This is a genomic window from Shewanella goraebulensis (assembly GCF_030252245.1).
GTDB lineage: Bacteria > Pseudomonadota > Gammaproteobacteria > Enterobacterales > Shewanellaceae > Shewanella > Shewanella goraebulensis.
In genome coordinates, this window is sequence record NZ_CP126972.1 from 3186435 (window position 1) to 3204671 (window position 18237).

18 protein-coding genes are annotated in these 18237 nt (G+C 41.7%); 6 read left to right on the top strand and 12 right to left on the bottom strand.

Annotated elements, in window-relative coordinates; all coding sequences use genetic code 11:
* Positions 1 to 60: 60 nt before the first annotated feature.
* The 6 genes from trpB to QPX86_RS13445 all read left to right on the top strand — a co-directional run bounded on the left by trpB (position 61) and on the right by QPX86_RS13445 (position 5143).
* Positions 61 to 1266 carry a tryptophan synthase subunit beta gene (gene trpB, locus QPX86_RS13420; protein ID WP_285162985.1) on the top strand — a complete coding sequence of 402 codons (1206 nt, stop codon included), beginning with the start codon at positions 61 to 63 and terminating at the stop codon, positions 1264 to 1266.
* Positions 1267 to 1275: 9 nt separating this feature from the next.
* Positions 1276 to 2085: a tryptophan synthase subunit alpha gene (gene trpA, locus QPX86_RS13425; RefSeq protein WP_220754920.1), complete on the top strand. Its 810-nt coding sequence runs from the start codon at positions 1276 to 1278 to the stop codon at positions 2083 to 2085.
* A gap of 323 nt (positions 2086 to 2408) precedes the next feature.
* Entirely contained in the window at positions 2409 to 2954 is a 546-nt protein-coding gene (locus tag QPX86_RS13430) for a septation protein A (RefSeq protein WP_220754921.1), read from the top strand.
* A 16-nt stretch (positions 2955 to 2970) separates the two neighbouring features.
* On the top strand, positions 2971 to 3270 hold the full coding sequence (locus QPX86_RS13435) for a YciI family protein (protein WP_220754922.1): 300 nt from the start codon (positions 2971 to 2973) through the stop codon (positions 3268 to 3270).
* Positions 3270 to 4079 (top strand): exodeoxyribonuclease III, encoded by an 810-nt coding sequence (gene xthA, locus QPX86_RS13440; protein WP_285162986.1) that lies wholly within the window; start codon positions 3270 to 3272, stop codon positions 4077 to 4079. Before QPX86_RS13435 ends, xthA begins: the two co-directional genes overlap by 1 nt.
* A gap of 158 nt (positions 4080 to 4237) precedes the next feature.
* Positions 4238 to 5143: a substrate-binding periplasmic protein gene (locus tag QPX86_RS13445; RefSeq protein ID WP_285162987.1), complete on the top strand. Its 906-nt coding sequence runs from the start codon at positions 4238 to 4240 to the stop codon at positions 5141 to 5143.
* A 211-nt stretch (positions 5144 to 5354) separates the two neighbouring features.
* Here QPX86_RS13445 and QPX86_RS13450 read toward each other — a convergent pair whose 3' ends face one another.
* The 12 genes from QPX86_RS13450 to QPX86_RS13505 form a co-directional block, all read right to left on the bottom strand.
* Positions 5355 to 5840 carry a hypothetical protein gene (locus QPX86_RS13450; RefSeq protein ID WP_285162988.1) on the bottom strand — a complete coding sequence of 162 codons (486 nt, stop codon included), beginning with the start codon at positions 5838 to 5840 and terminating at the stop codon, positions 5355 to 5357.
* A 112-nt stretch (positions 5841 to 5952) separates the two neighbouring features.
* Positions 5953 to 6513 (bottom strand): SUKH-4 family immunity protein, encoded by a 561-nt coding sequence (locus tag QPX86_RS13455; RefSeq protein ID WP_285162989.1) that lies wholly within the window; start codon positions 6511 to 6513, stop codon positions 5953 to 5955.
* A gap of 111 nt (positions 6514 to 6624) precedes the next feature.
* Positions 6625 to 7065: a hypothetical protein gene (locus tag QPX86_RS13460; RefSeq protein ID WP_285162990.1), complete on the bottom strand. Its 441-nt coding sequence runs from the start codon at positions 7063 to 7065 to the stop codon at positions 6625 to 6627.
* Positions 7066 to 7279: 214 nt separating this feature from the next.
* A complete protein-coding gene (locus QPX86_RS13465) occupies positions 7280 to 8818 on the bottom strand; it encodes a transposase (protein ID WP_285162991.1) in 1539 nt (512 codons plus the stop codon).
* A gap of 238 nt (positions 8819 to 9056) precedes the next feature.
* A protein-coding gene (locus tag QPX86_RS13470; RefSeq protein ID WP_285162992.1) for an IS3 family transposase occupies positions 9057 to 10249 on the bottom strand; the annotation gives its coding sequence in 2 pieces (ribosomal slippage) (positions 9057 to 9941 and positions 9944 to 10249; 1191 coding nt in all).
* A gap of 73 nt (positions 10250 to 10322) precedes the next feature.
* Positions 10323 to 12071: a hypothetical protein gene (locus QPX86_RS13475; RefSeq protein ID WP_285162993.1), complete on the bottom strand. Its 1749-nt coding sequence runs from the start codon at positions 12069 to 12071 to the stop codon at positions 10323 to 10325.
* A 129-nt stretch (positions 12072 to 12200) separates the two neighbouring features.
* Complete coding sequence (locus QPX86_RS13480) at positions 12201 to 12608, bottom strand: GFA family protein (protein WP_220754963.1); 408 nt, start codon at positions 12606 to 12608, stop codon at positions 12201 to 12203.
* Between the two features lie 227 nt (positions 12609 to 12835).
* Entirely contained in the window at positions 12836 to 15094 is a 2259-nt protein-coding gene (locus QPX86_RS13485; protein WP_285162994.1) for a xanthine dehydrogenase family protein molybdopterin-binding subunit, read from the bottom strand.
* Positions 15095 to 15096: 2 nt separating this feature from the next.
* Positions 15097 to 15564 carry a (2Fe-2S)-binding protein gene (locus QPX86_RS13490; protein ID WP_220754961.1) on the bottom strand — a complete coding sequence of 156 codons (468 nt, stop codon included), beginning with the start codon at positions 15562 to 15564 and terminating at the stop codon, positions 15097 to 15099.
* Positions 15565 to 15567: 3 nt separating this feature from the next.
* Complete coding sequence (locus QPX86_RS13495) at positions 15568 to 16224, bottom strand: nucleotidyltransferase family protein (protein ID WP_220754960.1); 657 nt, start codon at positions 16222 to 16224, stop codon at positions 15568 to 15570.
* A complete protein-coding gene (locus tag QPX86_RS13500; RefSeq protein WP_285162995.1) occupies positions 16224 to 17261 on the bottom strand; it encodes an XdhC family protein in 1038 nt (345 codons plus the stop codon). The genes QPX86_RS13495 and QPX86_RS13500 overlap by 1 nt, the downstream gene beginning before the upstream one ends.
* Before the next feature lie 257 nt (positions 17262 to 17518).
* Positions 17519 to 18163, bottom strand: a complete 645-nt coding sequence (locus tag QPX86_RS13505; RefSeq protein WP_220754958.1) for an MBL fold metallo-hydrolase — start codon at positions 18161 to 18163, stop codon at positions 17519 to 17521.
* Positions 18164 to 18237 lie beyond the last annotated feature (74 nt).

The window sequence follows — 18237 nt, forward strand, 5'->3', positions numbered from 1 at the left end:
ATACAGCATTACGAAATAGCCTACATGGGTATTTCAGACAATTTTGATAAGGAAGACCCAATGACAAAGCTCAAGCTTGACCCTTATTTTGGCGAATATGGCGGCATGTACGTACCGCAAATTCTTGTTCCAGCGCTAAAGCAATTAGAAACCGCTTTTGTAGAAGCTCAAGAAGATGAAGAGTTTCAAAAAGAATTTACTGAGTTACTGAAAAACTATGCCGGTCGCCCTACCGCATTAACCTTAACCCGTAACTTAAGCCCTAACCCTATGGTCAAAATCTATCTAAAACGTGAAGATTTACTCCATGGCGGTGCGCACAAAACTAACCAAGTACTGGGTCAGGCGCTATTGGCAAAACGTATGGGTAAAAAAGAAATCATTGCTGAAACAGGTGCAGGCCAACATGGCGTAGCTACGGCGTTAGCCTGTGCACTATTAGACCTTAAATGTAAGGTTTACATGGGCGCGAAAGACGTTGAACGTCAATCACCAAACGTATTTAGAATGAAACTGATGGGCGCTGAAGTAATTCCTGTTACATCAGGTTCAGCCACCTTAAAAGATGCCTGTAACGAAGCCATGCGTGACTGGTCAGCAAGTTATGACAAAGCGCATTACCTGCTCGGCACCGCAGCGGGACCACATCCATTTCCGACAATCGTGCGTGAATTCCAACGTATGATTGGTGAAGAAACTAAAAAACAAATTCTTGAAAAAGAAGGTCGCTTGCCAGATGCGGTTATCGCATGTGTTGGCGGTGGTTCAAATGCTATTGGTATGTTCGCTGACTTCATCGAAGAAAAAGACGTTGAACTTATCGGTGTTGAACCTGCTGGTAAAGGCATTGATACGCCAATGCACGGCGCACCGCTTAAGCACGGTAAAACGGGCATATTCTTTGGTATGAAAGCGCCATTAATGCAAGACAGCGATGGCCAAATTGAAGAGTCATATTCTGTTTCAGCCGGTCTTGATTTCCCATCAGTTGGGCCACAACATGCGCATCTTAATGCGACAGGACGCGCCCGTTACGAGTCTGCTACCGATGATGAAGCACTAGAGTGTTTCCAGCTGCTTGCGCGCACAGAAGGGATTATCCCAGCGCTTGAATCAGCCCATGCCATTGCTTATGCAGTCCGTATGGCTAAAGAAGCCACTAAAGAAACTATTTTAGTGGTTAACTTATCGGGCCGTGGTGATAAAGATATCTTCACCGTCTCTGACATTTTAGAACAAAAAGCTTCTGCTGAAGCTGCGAAGTAAGGACTTATCATGACTAATCGTTATCAAGCAGCTTTTGACCAATTAGCGCAAAAACAGCAAGGTGCGTTTGTGCCGTTCGTGACCCTTGGCGACCCAAGCGTTGGGGTGTCACTTAAGATCATCAAAACCTTAGTGGATAATGGCGCTGATGCATTAGAGCTAGGCTTTCCATTTTCAGATCCATTAGCTGATGGGCCGGTGATTCAAGGCGCTAACTTACGCGCATTAGATTCAGGTACTAACGTTGCAGATTGTTTCTCACTGCTGACACAGGTCCGTGAGTTATACCCTGACATGCCAATTGGATTACTGTTATACGCTAACCTCGTATTCGCCAATGGCATTGATGCTTTTTACGCTAAAGCTAAGCAAGCTGGCGTAGATTCAGTATTGATTGCTGATGTACCAGTAGAAGAGTCGGCACCATTCAGTGAAGCGGCTCATAAGCATGGCGTTGCTCCTATTTTTATCGCGCCGCCAAATGCGGATACCGACACCATAAAAATGGTCAGTAAAAACGGTCAAGGTTATACCTACTTGCTATCTCGTGCTGGGGTGACAGGCACAGAGTCAAAAGCAGGCGCACCTATTGGTGAAGTCCTTGCTAAACTTGCAGAGTTTAATGCACCACCGCCATTATTAGGTTTCGGTATTGCCGAGCCTAAACAAGTGAGCGAAGCCATTAAAGCGGGTGCCGCAGGCGCCATTTCAGGCTCCGCAGTGGTCAAAATCATCGAACGTAATAAAGACGATGAAAAAGCCTTATTAAGCGAGCTAGCTGAATTTACTCGTAATATGAAAGCGGCGACACACAAATAAACGGTCTTAAATAACAGACTTTAAATAACAGACATGAGTCATAAATTTATGGCTTAATGTTACAGATATTAAGCTTGATTTAAGACTTAAAATGCCACTCCTTCGAGTGGCATTTTTGTTTTATCAATTATGAAGTTTTATTAACCCTTAAACAGCATAAATCAGCCAATCTCACCCTCGTTACCCTTCATATCAACCCTGCCGCCATGCTAGACTCTGAGCCTACTATTACCATAATGATTAATACCCAACTCAAGCTTACAAAAAATCGATGACGGCTATTAATCAATAAACTGACTTATCTATTTAGGCTATCGCATCATATGAAACAATTGCTTGATTTTCTTCCGTTGGTAATCTTTTTTGCCATCTATAAATTTTATGACATTTACACTGCAACAGGCGCGCTTATCGCAGCTACCGCAGTGCAGCTTATTGTCACTTATATCCTATATAAACAAGTCGAAAAAATGCATTTAATCACCTTTGCGATGGTGACATTTTTCGGTACCTTAACCTTGATATTCCACGATGACGCCTTCATCAAATGGAAGGTCACTATTGTTTATGCCTTCTTCGCCATCGCATTAATGGTGAGCCAGTTAATCAATAAACCTATCCTTAAAAGCATGCTCGGCAAAGAAATGAAATGCCCCGACAATATCTGGGCACACGTCACTTGGTACTGGGTCAGCTTCTTTGTTGCCTGTGGTATTGCTAACATCTATGTTGCCTTTAGCTTGCCGCTAGAAACTTGGGTTAACTTTAAAGTATTCGGTTTAACCGCCCTTACCCTAGTCAATACTGTTATTACCGTTATGTACCTATACAAACATATGGAACATGATGAATCGGAACAAATAAAATAATTCAAGGAACCTATCTATGTGGTACATGATTTCGTCACAAGATGTTGAAAACAGTTTAGAAAAACGCATGAGTGCCCGCCCAGCTCACCTTGCACGCTTAGAAGCATTAGCCGCTGAAGGTCGCTTATTAGTCGCAGGCCCGCACCCTGCTATCGACAGTGAAAACCCAGCAGAAGCCGGTTTTACAGGTTCATTAGTGGTTGCAGAGTTTGAGTCATTAGTTGCCGCACAAGCATGGGCAGACCAAGACCCATACATCGATGCTGGCGTATACGCGAGCGTCATTGTTAAGCCATTTAAGCGAGTACTTGTCTAATGAAAATTGTCTCATTTAACATCAATGGTATTCGCGCCCGCTTACATCAATTGCAAGCGCTTATCGACAGCCACCAGCCTGACGTTATCGGTTTGCAAGAAACCAAAGTCCACGATGAAGCTTTCCCTGTCGCTGACGTTGAAGCCATGGGTTATCACGTACATTATCACGGCGGCAAAGCCCATTACGGCGTGGCAATGTTGTCAAAAGCTGAACCGATTGAAGTCATTAAAGGGTTTAAAGATGATGCAGAAGATGCCCAGCGCCGAATGATCATGGGTAAATTCAAACAGGCTAACGGCCGCATTATTACCGTAATGAATGGCTATTTCCCACAAGGCGAAAACATCAGTCACGAAACCAAATACCCAGCTAAGCGTAAGTTCTACCAAGACTTGATGCAGCATTTAGCTGATAACCACACCCCAGATGAAGACATTGCCATTATTGGTGATATCAACATCTCACCAGTGGATTTAGATATCGGTATTGGTGACGTTAACGCTAAACGCTGGCTTAAAACCGGTAAATGTAGTTTCCAACCAGAAGAACGTGAATGGCTGCAGCGCCTTAAAGATTGGGGCTTAGTTGACAGCTTCCGTGAGTTACACCCAGAGCGCACTGAACGTTACTCGTGGTTTGATTACCGCAGTAAAGGCTTTGTCGATAACCGCGGCCTGCGTATTGATGTGGTCATGGTGACTCAGTCGTTATTACCACGCTTAACTGAATCTGATGTTGATTACGATTTACGTGGCATTGAAAAGCCATCAGATCATGCGCCGATTTGGAGCACCTTTTCAGACTAGTAAAGAGTGATTAGTTAAGAGTAACTGCTCGATATGAACAGCAAATCACAAAAGCCTAACGTTAATGCGTTAGGCTTTTGTTTTGAGGCGAGGCAGAATACCTCTCAGTGTATATTTTCACGCTCTTCCCTTTCTTGTAAGGTTAATTAGCTAAACCTATGCAAATAGTATTTATGCTATTATGTTTTATATTAGGAAGTGGTTATGTAGCGAGTTTAACTGTGAATGGAGCCAAAACTATAAAAGGACTTTATAAGTTGAAGCATATTAAATACCCCAAAGCCCCAAAAAATAGGCATGGATTTGTTAGCTTTTTTATCTATGTGACGCTTATATTTATGAGTCAGCCCACTCTCGCTTCTGAAGATAAAACCATTCACTTTACCACCAGTAATAGCATTGAACCCTACTTTTTTGTTGATAAGAAAAGCGGACTGCAATATGAATTATTAGATGCAGCTTTAACTGCAAGTAGTTTGCAACTTGGAGAAATTACCTTTGCGACCAACCTCAGAGCTTTGCGATTAGTCAAAACCAAAAAAATCGACTGTATTATCAATTCCCCTTCAAATAGCGACGGTTTATTTTTAACCCAAAGCTTATTAGAGTATCAAAATAGTGTATTTTTTCTGACCAAAAACAAACTAAAAATAAATACAATTCAAGATCTTAAAAACTATTCTTTGGTTGGGTTTCAAAATGCAAATCAATACTTAGGTGCAGAGTTTTCAGAGTTATCGAAAACACATAAGAGTTATCATGAAATTGCCAGTCAAAAAAACCAAATCTTGATGCTATTCAGTGAGCGTATTCAAGCTATCATTCTTGAACAACGGATTTTCGACTATTATCGCAATCAAATCGACGACCGAATTAAATCACCTTTTGAGGTCACCAAGTTCAAATTATTCGACCAAGCGCCTCGCTATATTGCTTGCCATGATCCCCATACCGCCATCCTAGTCAATGAAGCTATTTCGCAGTTAAAACAAACCAACAAATATCAGGATATTTTGCTCAATGCTGAGCGGAGCTATAGCGGTGTTTCTGAGTTAACGAAGTAAACTTTTAACTGTGGGCTAATATTGAAACTATTCAAAATCGAATGTTTTTTTAATTGGTTAGTAGTTGGTGCTGTGCCAAAATGAATAATAAAAGCGGTGCCTCAAAGGCAAACGAAGCTTTCATTCAAGGGCTGAGGCTACCAACGTTTAGTTGCTGCTAGAAAAACTGAATAAAGTAGCTATTTACGCCATAATCTCTTGTTAGTTTTATTTACCAAATACGCCACCATGGCTTTTTAATACCGTCATGCTTAATGGTTAAAAACTGAGGTTCGCTTTCAGCTCCTGAAGCTGAAACACCAATAATTTTAACTTTAATGTTAAAAGCCTCTTGTTCATAGCTACTTCCATCGAACCAAATAAATGAAAACTCCTTTCCATTTTCTACGTATTTAGAAGGTGTTACAGCTTCACCAGTAAATAAACTATCTTCAAAGTTTCCTTCACTGACTTCAAATTTATAACCTTGCTTTTTCGCCGGCGTATTTTGTAATTCTAAAGTGAGAATACCCGCATCTGATGTCGAATATAAATTACCATCGTCAGTACCTCTTCGAATTGTCTTAACTACGAATGTTGGCTTTTCTGCTACGATAATTTCTTTTGAATCAACTACAAATGTATCGAGTAGTAGAATGAACGAACCAGAATAGGAAATGCTACTAACGAATAGTAATGATAATATTGCAAACCTCAAGATATCTCCTATTTGAATATAGCTAACGCCCGCATAAGCGACGCATAAATAGTTGGCTAAAATTGCGAGGAACGAGCGCTGCCAACTTTTTAGCGTACGTTTGAGTAACTTGTTATACGTTTTTTTGATGCAGACTAAAGTTGTCTGCAAGTTTACCCCAAAGAGCATTATCACCTAGAGCGAAAGGATCAATTTTTGTTAATTTTGTTTTAAATAATGAAACTAATAACGGATTAACTCTGTGCTCTATAAGTGCATTTTCTTCTTTTAATAAAGCTTGATCTACCATATCTAAAAACGCATCCAGCGTTAAAAACAATTTAGCTAAATTAGCATTAACAAATATTAATGTAGCACCATCAGAACTTACTTGATAAATACTACTGTCATTTGGTTTTAGCACTATAGGATCAGAGTTTTGCCCTGAACCTATAACAGTACAATCGGGGAAGTTTTCTATAGCAAACTTTATATTACCTTTCCAATCACTTGCCCAAGACCAATTTGATAACAATGGTAGAAATTGTTCATCTTCAAAGTCACCAAAATATAAACGAGGAGAAACAAAACCAGGCAACCCTGTTTTACAAATTACATCCGCGTTCTCAGCAGTAATACTTTTACCTTTCAATAAATGCTTTGGATATATTTGAAACTCAAAATCGGGATGCACACTCTACCTCGAAACGTATAATGCCCCAATAAGGGGAAATTTATTAGTTGGCTAAAATTGTTAAACGCAGTGAAAACAGCCAACTATAAATTTTCCTGCTTTATTTTCTTGTTAGGTTTCGCTTAGACCGAACGAGCTGTAATAAGCAACTACTTTAGTGCTCCTGAATATGTATAACCATAACGCAGCAGCAAGAGTAAATGAAATGATTAACCCAACAACGCTACCATAACCAAATAACAAAAATATTGCTGACCAATAAAGTAAATTCCCCCAACGCGACCATGGTAAACCTTTGGCCGTAGCAAAGCTCAAATACGCCATACAGCTTATAAATACTAAAAACAGTGGACCAGCACCTGACAACCAAAACTCACTATAACTTAATACCTCACCATTGATTTTATACGTTGCACTCGGCCACGGCCAAAAGCCAAACAATAGAAGAGGCACAAACGTGATTGCATTTACGCCATACATAAACATAAAAAGCCGCGGCATTCTTTTTCCTGATTTAAAAAAAAGAAAAAGCGTATTAAAGAAAAACTCCATCTCTACTGTGCTCCTTGAAGAAACCTAACGAGCTTGTAGAATTACTCGTTTAAAATTAATTGTTCAATCAATAAACAGTATATGAGTTCCTATTTTGATTCAAGCGTTTAGCCTAGGTTTCATTATGATTTCAAGCATTGATTTTAAGTGGGGATAATTGCGGTTTAAGTGAAGCTTTAGACGTCACTTTTAAAGGTAAAAAGGGCTTCCCCTCTTAATGCATACTATGTTGCAGTTTCTCGATATTATGAACAAGACAATACAGTTGCCATTGGGCGTTTACTTTTTCTTGGCATCGTAAGGTCAGTTTGTTCATGCCTTTATTGACCGTAATATTGCCAAATACGGGCTCAATACAACCGAGCCGTTTGCTGTATTGTCGTCGTCCCATCGGGCTGTCTATATTCACTTTCATCTTATCAATGTAACTGAGCTTTTTGCGTGATTCATCATTCTTAAACTGTACTTGCCGACCCGTTTTTATCGGCGGTTTTCGCATGCATTGCTGTTGTAGCGGGCAGTTTTTACAGTCTTTTAAGTAACCACAGAATCGGGTGTACTCTTGGTTATAACTTTTAACATTGATACCACTTCGCCACATGTCATTGCCCGCAGGACAGCGGCAGGTCTGAGTGATTTCATCATAATGAAAGTCACTAGAGGTAAATAAGCGCGGCTTGCCCTGACGTCGTTTAAATCTGCGTTTTTCTTGTTCTGTTTCGTAAGTTTCACTGTCTTTAAACAGCGGGTTTCGTTTTCTAAATTGGTTATCGGCAATGTAAACATCAAAGCCACTTTGCGCCATAAATGCCAAATTAGCTTCACTATTGAACCCGCTGTCTGCGGTGAATTTAATGGTGTGTTCGTTTGAGGGCTTATCGACATGGAGTTTATCGAGCTGTTGTTTTAATTGCGTGACAGCAGGCTTGAGCGTTTGTTGTTCACCGACCGAGCCCCACGCTTTTGCTTGTAGGATGATTTGATGTTTATCATCATTTATCGCAATCCCGTTATAACCTTGTATGGTGCCTTTAGATGTCGTCATCTTGGCGCTGTCAGGATCGGTGATATTACTTTTTACAGGCTTGCCTTGACTGCCTAACTTCTCTTTGTGTGTCGCAAGGAATGTCGTAATTTTATCCGCACTTTTATCCAGCTTTTCTTTTTGCTTTAAATCTTGTGTGGCGAGCTCTTCACTTACCCCATCTTGCGCTTGATGACGCTCAATAATACGCTGACTTGCACGCTGTAGCTTAACTCTTTTACGACCAAGTTCATCGAATGTGCCGCTCCATTCTTTACTCGCATTTGACTTCATCTTACAACCATCAATAGCGAACATATTACGACCGATTAATCCTTCTTCGTCACATATCATCAGCACTTGGGTAAAAAGGGGTTCTATTTGCTCATGCATTTTAGCCACAAACCCCGCTATAGAAGTGTAATGTGGCTGAACGTCACCGGACACACTCATGAACAAAATATTGTTTTCGCAAGCTTTGGCAATGCGTCGGCTACTGATTAAACCATGAGCGTAACCGAGTAAAATAACCTTCAACATCACAGCGGGAGAATACGCCGCGGCCCCCGTTTTATCATTGTTATACCAGGTATCAAATGTCGATAAATCAAGTTTATTTTCGATAATATAACAAAGCGCATACTCAAACGTACCAGGCAGAATTTGCTCTGAAAAATTGATGGGAATGAATTTACTTTGGCAGGATAAGTCAGGCTTGTAGTTGGCCATAACAATTTACTGTAGGTGAATAATATCTATTAGATCACAGACATCGATACGCCGCAAGGTTAAAAAACAACCAAATAAGTTTATTTGTAAAAGACGTTGAAAACGTCATTTGGAGAGAAATTCTACAGCCTCAACGCCTCATTAAGAGGCTAAAAGTAGTTAGCTAAAATAGTGAGGCACGAACAAAAGCTAACTGTTTTTTGTGATCTTCACCCGATAAAATAGACACCGTCCATTTTCAAAATAATTTCTGCTCAAATTCAACAGGTGTTTTATATCCTAAGCTCGAATGCAGGCGCTGTCTATTGTAGAAATAGTTTAAATAACCTTTGAGCTTAGAATGTAATTTAGTGCTCGTTTCAAATGTGTTTCCTCTGATTACATCCGCTTTCAATGAATGAAAAAAAGACTCGACCTCTGCATTATCTGTACAACAACCAGGCCTGTTCATGCTGGCTTTAATGTTGTGACACGCTAAATACTGTTGAACCACATGAGCTCTGTATTCTGCCCCTCTATCGGTGTGAAACAGAACAGTCTCGCTGGGTTTACGCTTTCTTATTGCGAGCTTTAAGGCCTTTAAAGTCAACTCTGTTGTTTTGTTCTTTCCAAATGCCCAGCCTATGACTCGGCGGGAATACAAGTCGATGACAACGGCTAAATAATGCCACTTAGCCCCTACTTTTAAATACGTAATATCTCCTGACCATTGTTGATTCATACCTGTCGCTTTGGCCAAACCTTTACGCTTATTTTCAATCGCTTTATAGAAGAACTTTACTTTCGCTGGTTTACTGTATGTCTTTAAAGACCGAGCCCTTAAACCATGCTCTCGCATCAACCTAGCAACTCGCTTTTCACTGGTAATGACTCCTTCTTTTTTAAGAGCGTGAAAGACGCGGGGGCTGCCATATGTTTGGTGATTAGCATTAAACACTTGTTCTATTTTAATCAGCAAATTTGCATCAGAAACGGCTCGTAAGGACACAAGACGATGACACCAAGCATAGTAACCACTACGTGATACTTTTAGCCAAGAGCATAGGTATTTGACGCCTAGTGTTTGTCCGAACTTTTGGATGAATCCAAATCGTTCTGATGTACTTCCGCCAGATACCGTTGCCACTTTTTTAGCAAGTCGTTCTCCTGCTTAAGCCGCTGATTTTCTTTCTTTAGTTTCTGGAGAGCCTTCAGTTCATTTTTAGTGGGTAGCTTACTCATAATTTCATTGTTGCTTGGATAGCGAGGGGCTTTAGAAAACTTACCTTCTTTGTATTCTTTTCGCCAACGACTCAGCATTAACGGGTGAATATCAAGAGCTAGAGCAACATCCTTAGACATGACATCATCTCTTAAGCTTAGCTGGACTGCTTTGATTTTGAATTTTACAGGATAAAACCATGTCTTTCTTGGTTGGGTATATCTAGGCATTTTAGCCTCCTCAAAGTGATGAGGAGGTGTCTACTAAACTGGGGGAAGAGCATAGTCCCGCTTGATTGGCTTGTTACCTTTCGATTACGTCGAGTATTTGCTTCATCGCAGGGTCTTTACCTTTAAAGTAGCTGTCCGACGACAGATTTACAGGAATATGAGGTGCGATCCAGATACGATGATCTTCAGCCTTTGAAGCTTGATGATATTGAGAAGAAATTATCCCCCATACACCACTATAGGGAAGCTTAAACCAGCCCGCCTCACCAAGATGATTAGGCCTACTGCCACTGGGCTCGCCTACGATGATGGCGTCTGTTAAGCGATTAATATCAGCAAGTAATAAATGTGCCGCTGAAAAGGTATTTCTGCCAACGATAACAAATAGCTTATTTTCTTCGCTCTGTTCAACAAAGTGAATCAACGCCCTAGTTAGCGGTGGTAAAATTGAGCCATTGCCACCACTATTGTGGCGTAAATCCAGTACCAGATTTTTTATCTTACTTTTTGATAAGACTTGGCGGATCTCTTTGCTAAATAGTGCAATAGACTTGGACTTATTCTGAGCAATAGCATTTAGCTGCACGAAAAGGTAATTATCTTTTTTGTTTTCCTGATACCAGTAATTTTCATTCTTTTGTTGTAAATAATCCGGAACATTTGCGCCTTCTAACTTAGGTAATGTAGGAAAACCTCTAAAATTGAACGACTCTCCCGATAATTTGACTCGTTCATTTTTGCCATTTTTATCAGCTAAAGTTAAGAGAACTTCCTCTGCACTTTTTACGATGCCAAGCCCCTCTAGTACCTCAGGTAAAGCCAAATAATATGGCCCTAGCCAATATTGTTGCATCTCATTATCCCTGGCATTTACACTAGCTATCTTTTCCATTGCTTTTTCAATAGGCGTATCTGCAATTGATATCACTTTCCGCCCAAGTAAATGCTGATAATCTGCATTTGTTTTAACAATATAAAGACCATCACTAAATTTATAAAACTGGACAGGTAAGCGAGTAAATGAGCCTTTTTTGGAGTGAGTAGGAACAATAAAGTTATGTCCATTACCAACACTAGCGACAAGTTCCATAAACTGGAAAACGATTTGCTGATCGCTTAGGTTCGGAATATTCTGTGCTATTGCTTTTGCTTGAAGTTCAAGCTCACCTTCAGAAACGTGATGATAAGTATCAACATGAAGACGTTTAATCTCATCAAGTAAAAATTGTAAATCTACCAACCAGGCATCGTTTCTTGATAACCCTGATTCAAGGTACTCCCCCGAAAGCCGCTGATAGCTTTCATTATCAACGAGTTTTTGAAACTTGGGACTACCAATAAGTGACTTTCTGTCATCCCACCTAAATTCAAGGGCTGTCTTTATCCAATCAAGAGCTTGTGATTTATTCCCCAAAGCTGAATAACACTGAGCAATTTTAATCATTATGTCGTTAGACGGCGAGCCTGCCGACTTGAGCCCTGTCATGATTGTACCGAGTTCCAATGTTTGTTTTAGCGCAGGTATGGCTTGCTCGCATCGATCGGTTTGCAGATAACCATGCCCCAGCATAAACCAAGTATCACCATCATCTTGGTATTCTTGAGTAAGGCTTTTAAGTAATGGGATAGCTTTGTCCCACTCGCTTTTTCTAGCTAAGTGGATTGCCTGATTTCTCTGAGCCCAATACTCAGCGCCACTTTCGGGAAAGCTTGTTGATGGCAACCTACCAATGGCCTCATTGCTCATTAAATTTGACTTAGATGCAGCGAGTGAAGTGGTACATACAAAACAAAGAAGATAGGTAATTATTATTTTTTTCATGATGCTTGACTCTAATGTTGTCGAGAAAGATAACACCCTGTTAACAGGCAAAATATAGTTGGCTAAAATGAGGAACGAAGTGACAAAAGCCAACTGTTTTTTGTCCTAGTTTAACAACTTGTTAGAGAGCTATTTACGGCTAGGCTCGAACGAGTCATATCTTGGAAGCTTAACATCTAATTCTTCCCAATTTGCTTTTGACGAAACAAAATTATGAGAGATTGGGCGTTCTTCTATATCTGAATCAAGAATACCCAGCCTTAATCTATAACGTGTAGGATCTTGTTCATTTGAACTATAAACTGGAGAACCACAATTAGTGCAGAAATACCTATTTTTACCTGGCTTAAATGAAAATTTGCTTAAGCTATTTTTGCCTGATGTAATCTCTAAATCTACAGAGCTTATGAAACCATTTGTGGCAAAAGCTGTACCGCTATTTTTTCTGCACAAAGAACAATGACAGTGAATAATGTCACTGATTTCACCATTTATTTTTATTTGCACTTCGCCGCATAAACACTTGCCTAGATACATAATTCGATATTCCTACAGCTCTCTAACGTCGCAATATGGGGCGCATAAATGCTTGGCTAAAATTAGCGACGAAGGAGCCCAAGCCAAGCGTTTTGCGTCCCTTTCATAAATGCCTAGTTATGTTTTTATACGATATAGCAAATAGTTACCCAGCAGCAATGGCCAAATTATTATTGCTACAGGTTGAACATAAAGCTTGGGCATAGTTATCACTCAAGGATTTAATGCTACATCTTCAGCACTTTACTCAGCGGTAAATCGCGATAACGTTTACCAGAGGCTGCAAATATGGCATTGGTTAAACTAGGGGCCACTGGCGGCACGCCCGGTTCACCGACGCCTGCAGGTTTGGCATCTGACTCAACAATAATGGTTTCAATTTCTGGTGACTGGCCGATGCGTAGCAGCGGATAGTTATGGAAATTTGATTGCTCGACTTTACCGTCTTTGTAACTAATTTCGCCCATCATCGCGAGGCTTAAACCAAATATGATGGCGCCTTCAGTTTGTGAGTGCACGCGGTCAGGGTTGACAACTGTGCCTGCATCAATCGCCGCGATACTCTTCAGAACCTTTAGCTTGTCACCATCCATTTCAACTAATGTGGCGACAGCAACATAGCTGACGAAGCTGCGATGCACGGCAAAACCCCAGCCTTGATTGGCTTTGATTTTAGGCTGATTAGCCATGGCCTTTTCAACGGCATCAATCACACCTAAATAGCGGCCAATATCAATGGGGAAGTCTTCTAGAGTCTCGCCATAGTTACCGTATTTAACCACTTGGTTTTCAAGCTTTTCATGTCGCGGTTTGCCCAATAGCTCACGCCACATGCTAATACAGGGTTTGCCTGCATTGACAGCAAGTTCATCGACAAAGCTGCCGACACCAAAACCATGCTGAATATTACACACTGAACGCATCCAACCGATACGAGAATGCGCCGTTGCTTTGACTGACTCCAGCTGAATTTGGCTTAGGTTAAACGGCATATCCGAAAAACCAAGGTCTAATTCCCCTGCTGATGGCATATCGACGCCTTCGGCAAAAGTTGAGCTAATCGACGGGAAACCTGTTCGGGCAAGTAATGCCGTTGGGGCGTTATTGCCATCTAACTTAGCTTGATAATGCTGTGCACTAATAGCATGGTAATACCCGTTTTGAATTTCATCTTCACGGCTCCATAGCAGTTTGACGGGTTTAGCTATTTTTTGTGATAACCATGCAGCTTCAGCGCTAAAGTCAGGTTTCGATTTACGCCCAAAGCCGCCACCTAACAAGGTGACATTCACTTTAACTTGCTCGTCTTTTAAGCCTAAAACGCCAGCGACATTCTTTTGAGTACTTTGCGGCGTTTGGGTTGATGCCCAAATTTCGCAACTATCTTTAGTCACTGATGCCGCAGCCGCTGGCGGCTCCATCATGGCATGGGTTAAGTACGGTACGGTGTAAACAGCTGACAAACTATTATCGTTACTCCAATCAGTAACAGAATCGCCCAATTGACGAATAACCGTGCCAGACTCCCCGACGCGTTTTACAAGCTCAATTAAATCGGCATCCGAGTCATATTGGCTGTTAGCAGAGTCTGTCCAAGTGATTTTTAACGCTTTACGCCCTTGCAGCGCACTCCAACTATTGGTTGCAATAACGGCAACTCCGCCAAGCGGCTGAAATAACGGCGCACCTTTTGATATCGGGATTTGTATGACATCTAACACCCCTGCGACTTGACGAGCGGCGCTATCATCTAAGGTAGCCACATCACTACCAAACACTGGCGGGCGAGTAATTGAGGCGTGCACCATTCCTGCTACTTTGACATCAAAACCATATTCAGCTTTGCCGTTAAGCATATCGTCCATATCCACAATGGTGGGCGACTTACCAATGTGAGTAAATTTAGATGCTGGTTTTAGTACCACACTATCAAGTGCGGGTGTTGGCAGAGCAGACGCTGCAATCGCTAGCTCACCAAATGACAGGCTTTTACCATTGGTTTTGTGATGGATTTCACCTGCCTTTGCATACACATCTGATGGTGAGACTTGCCACTGATTAGCGGCGGCTTGCTCTAACATGCTTCTTGCTGTTGCGCCCATTTGACGCATTTTTTGATAATGCTTACGAATACTGCGGCTGCCATCGGTGTTTTGACTGCCATACTGCTCATCTGCTAGGCCTTGTACGACAACAATTTGATCCCAATCGGCTTCTAATTCATCGGCTAAAACTTGTGGCACACCTGTTCTGATCCCCTGACCCATTTCTGAGCGGTGACAGGTTAAATACACCTTATTATCTTCGCCAATGGCGATAAAGATATTCAGCTGTGCTTGCTTGCCTTGAGCGCTTGCCTCTTGACCGATTGCCATAGGACTCCACGCTAAACCTGAGGCTCCTAGTGCTAATCCGCCGCCCACTGCGCCAAATAGTTTAAGCACATTACGACGGCTAATATTTTCAACTGCGGTAAATGTGGTCATGGTTATGCCTCCGCTTTACGATTGTCTGCTGCGGTATTGATCGCAGCTTTAATACGGGGGTAAGTGCCGCAGCGACAAATATTGCCTGACATCGCATCATCGATTTGCGCTTCAGAAGGTTTGGCTGTGGTGTTAAGTAACGCTGCCGCTGACATAAGTTGCCCAGCTTGGCAGTAACCACATTGCGGGACGTTGTGTTTCTCCCAAGCTGCTTTTAATTTTTCAGCTTCAAGCCCTTCAATGGTCGTTACAGATTTACCTGCGGCCTGCTTAATGCTGGTTAAACAACCACGTACAGGTGAACCATCGATATGCACAGTGCAGGCTCCACAAAGGCCAGCGCCGCAGCCGTACTTGGTGCCAGTTAACCCTAAGATATCCCGCAGTGCCCATAAGATAGGCATATTAGGGTCTGCATCTAGGGTGAAACTCTTACCGTTCACTTCAAGTGTTTGCTTTTGTTGCGTCATCACTTACTCCTTGTTAGCCAACCACCAGCTAAGATCGGCTTTGGTATCAATATCAATGGCGGCTTGCTCTAACGGAAAGACGGCCAAGGTTTGATTAGTTAAATGTTGTTTTAATAGTTTTTTAGCCCCTGAATCGCCAGTTAATTGCTGAAGGGCATCAAAGTCTTCAGCAAGGAATATGGCTGGCACACCTGGGTTTTGTTGATAATAAGCAGCTGTCGTTTGACCAAAAAGACAAAACAAACGATAGAGGCTTAAATAATGTAAATGGGAAATAGCCACTTGATCAGCAAGGCTTAATAGCAAGGCATCAGCTTTTTCAGCTTGGGCATATTTGGCGGCCATGTCCACCGAACTGGCAATACCCGATTGCCAGTCTTGATTGATGAGTATCGGCGTATTCATTGGCACCAATGGAGATAATTCATCAATATGACCGCCCAAAATTACGCAAGGTTTACCAATATCTATTTGCTCAGCAGCTTGAGTTAATTCCAATAAGCTATGCGTCAGCAAGCTGTGGTTTTCAGCTTGTGGATCTGGGTCTTTCACTTCTGGGCCTGATACTGTGGCAGCAAGCTTTGCACCATCAAACCGTGTGCTTTGACCCGCAGCCAACATCACGCTGATCACTTTGGGGGCTTTAGATAAAAAAGTCACTAGCCCATGACCCTATCTAAGCGGCATAAATCATCATCTTTACCGATGCTATGATGGAGCACCCCATGACACTGGGATAATATGCTTATTGCTACCGAGCTCGGTAATTCGCCGCCGAGCGCGAGTCCTGCAGGCGCTGAAAAGAAGCCACTGAACTCTTGCTGTGAAAGCTTGGCTAAACCTAGCACTTTATCGCGTCTGTGCCCAGGGCCTAATAACGCGATATAAGCGATATCGGTGGGCTGTAATGCGCTAAGTGCTAGTGCATCTAACTCAAGATTGTGATTCATCACAACAGCAGCGTCTAATTGAGTTAATGTGTCACTTTTAAGTTGTTGCAGTGGGGTTTTATTGATTTTAGCAACCGGAAAATCATAGCTGCGAGCATAGGCTGAGCGACTATCAAATACGGTAACTTTCCAGTCTAATTGGGCAGCCATTGCCGCTAAAGGCTGTGCATCTAATCCACCGCCGAATATGCCTAAATGAAATGGTGCACGAACAGGAATCGATAAATAATCTTTATCCGCCATAGTGAGTTGCCGAGTTTTATTCGATAAATCGTTACTTTGAATTGGTTTATCGGTATCTGAGGCAATAAATCTACCTGACATCTCACCAGCATGGCTAGCATTGTGATTAAGAGACAGTTGGTACTGACCGTGATAACCACGGGTTAACTGCTGATGTAGCATAGGTAAACCAAGGTAATGGTTGTCAGCCAATAATGGCACCATCATGATATTAACTAACCCACCACAACCTAGCTGATAACTAGTGTCGTTTTCATCGGTAGCATCATAAGTGAGATGAAGCACTTGTTGAGTTTGAATAGCTTGCTGTGCATGTCGGCGTAAGTCGGCCTCTAGACAACCACCACTGAGCATTCCCAGTGTTTTACCTAACGGGTCAAATAACATCATGGCACCCGGCTTACGGTAAGATGAGCCTTCAACCGAAGTAATAACAGCTAATGCCCATTCGAGTTGCGGTTTTTCAGCCCAAATATCCAATAGTGATAATAAGTGATGCGCCATAAATCCTTGCCTGCTCAATCAATCCTTAATTAACCCGTAACGTATTAAGATACGAGTCATTGCCAGCACATTGTTGTGTTGGAGCTTATAAGCTAACAAAGGATGTCAATAATGCAAAGATTAGTGAAGGCTAAAGAATGTAATAAACCATGTAAACTCGAGGGAGGATTGCCAGCGAGTCAGGCTACTCGCTGGTTTGCATAGGTGCGGATAATAGGTAAAAAAATGTAACTTTATATCCCGATATATCGACTGGCTTAAGCCAGTAACTGATCTGCCACAAATGGGTTGTGCTGTCGCTCTTCTTCAAAAGTAGACATAGGGCCATGACCCGGAATAAAACTCACCTTGTCGCCTAAAGGCCATAGCTTTTGCGTAATTGAGTTAATCAGCTGTTTATGATCTGATTGCGGGAAATCAGTTCGGCCAATTGAACTTCTAAATAGGACGTCACCAACCCATGCAAGATGCGACTCTTTTGAGTGAAATACCACGTGACCTGGTGTATGGCCTGGACAATGCAGTACTGCTAGGGTTTGCTCACCAATAGTGACTTCATCGCCTTCGTTTAAATACTGAGTTGGTTCAAAAGAATCTATATGCGGGAAACCAAAATTTTGACTCTGCTTAGCTAAGTTTTCTAGCCAGAATTGGTCAGCAATATGCGGTCCAATAATCGGTATATTGAGTTGATTAGCGAGCATTTTAGCACCACCAACATGATCAATATGACCGTGAGTTAATAAAATTTTATCTAAAGTAAGCCCTAACTTACTGACTTCGGTCACAATGCGATCAATGTCTCCGCCAGGATCAACCACTGCTGCTAGTTTGGTTTTTTCACACCAAATCACACTACAATTTTGTTGGAACGGGGTAACTGGAATGATTTGATATTTCATTTCTTATTTCCTCACAGTAGCAAGTGTTTGCTTTGAGCTTATTATGCTTCAAGTGGCGTAAAAAAGTTTGATCT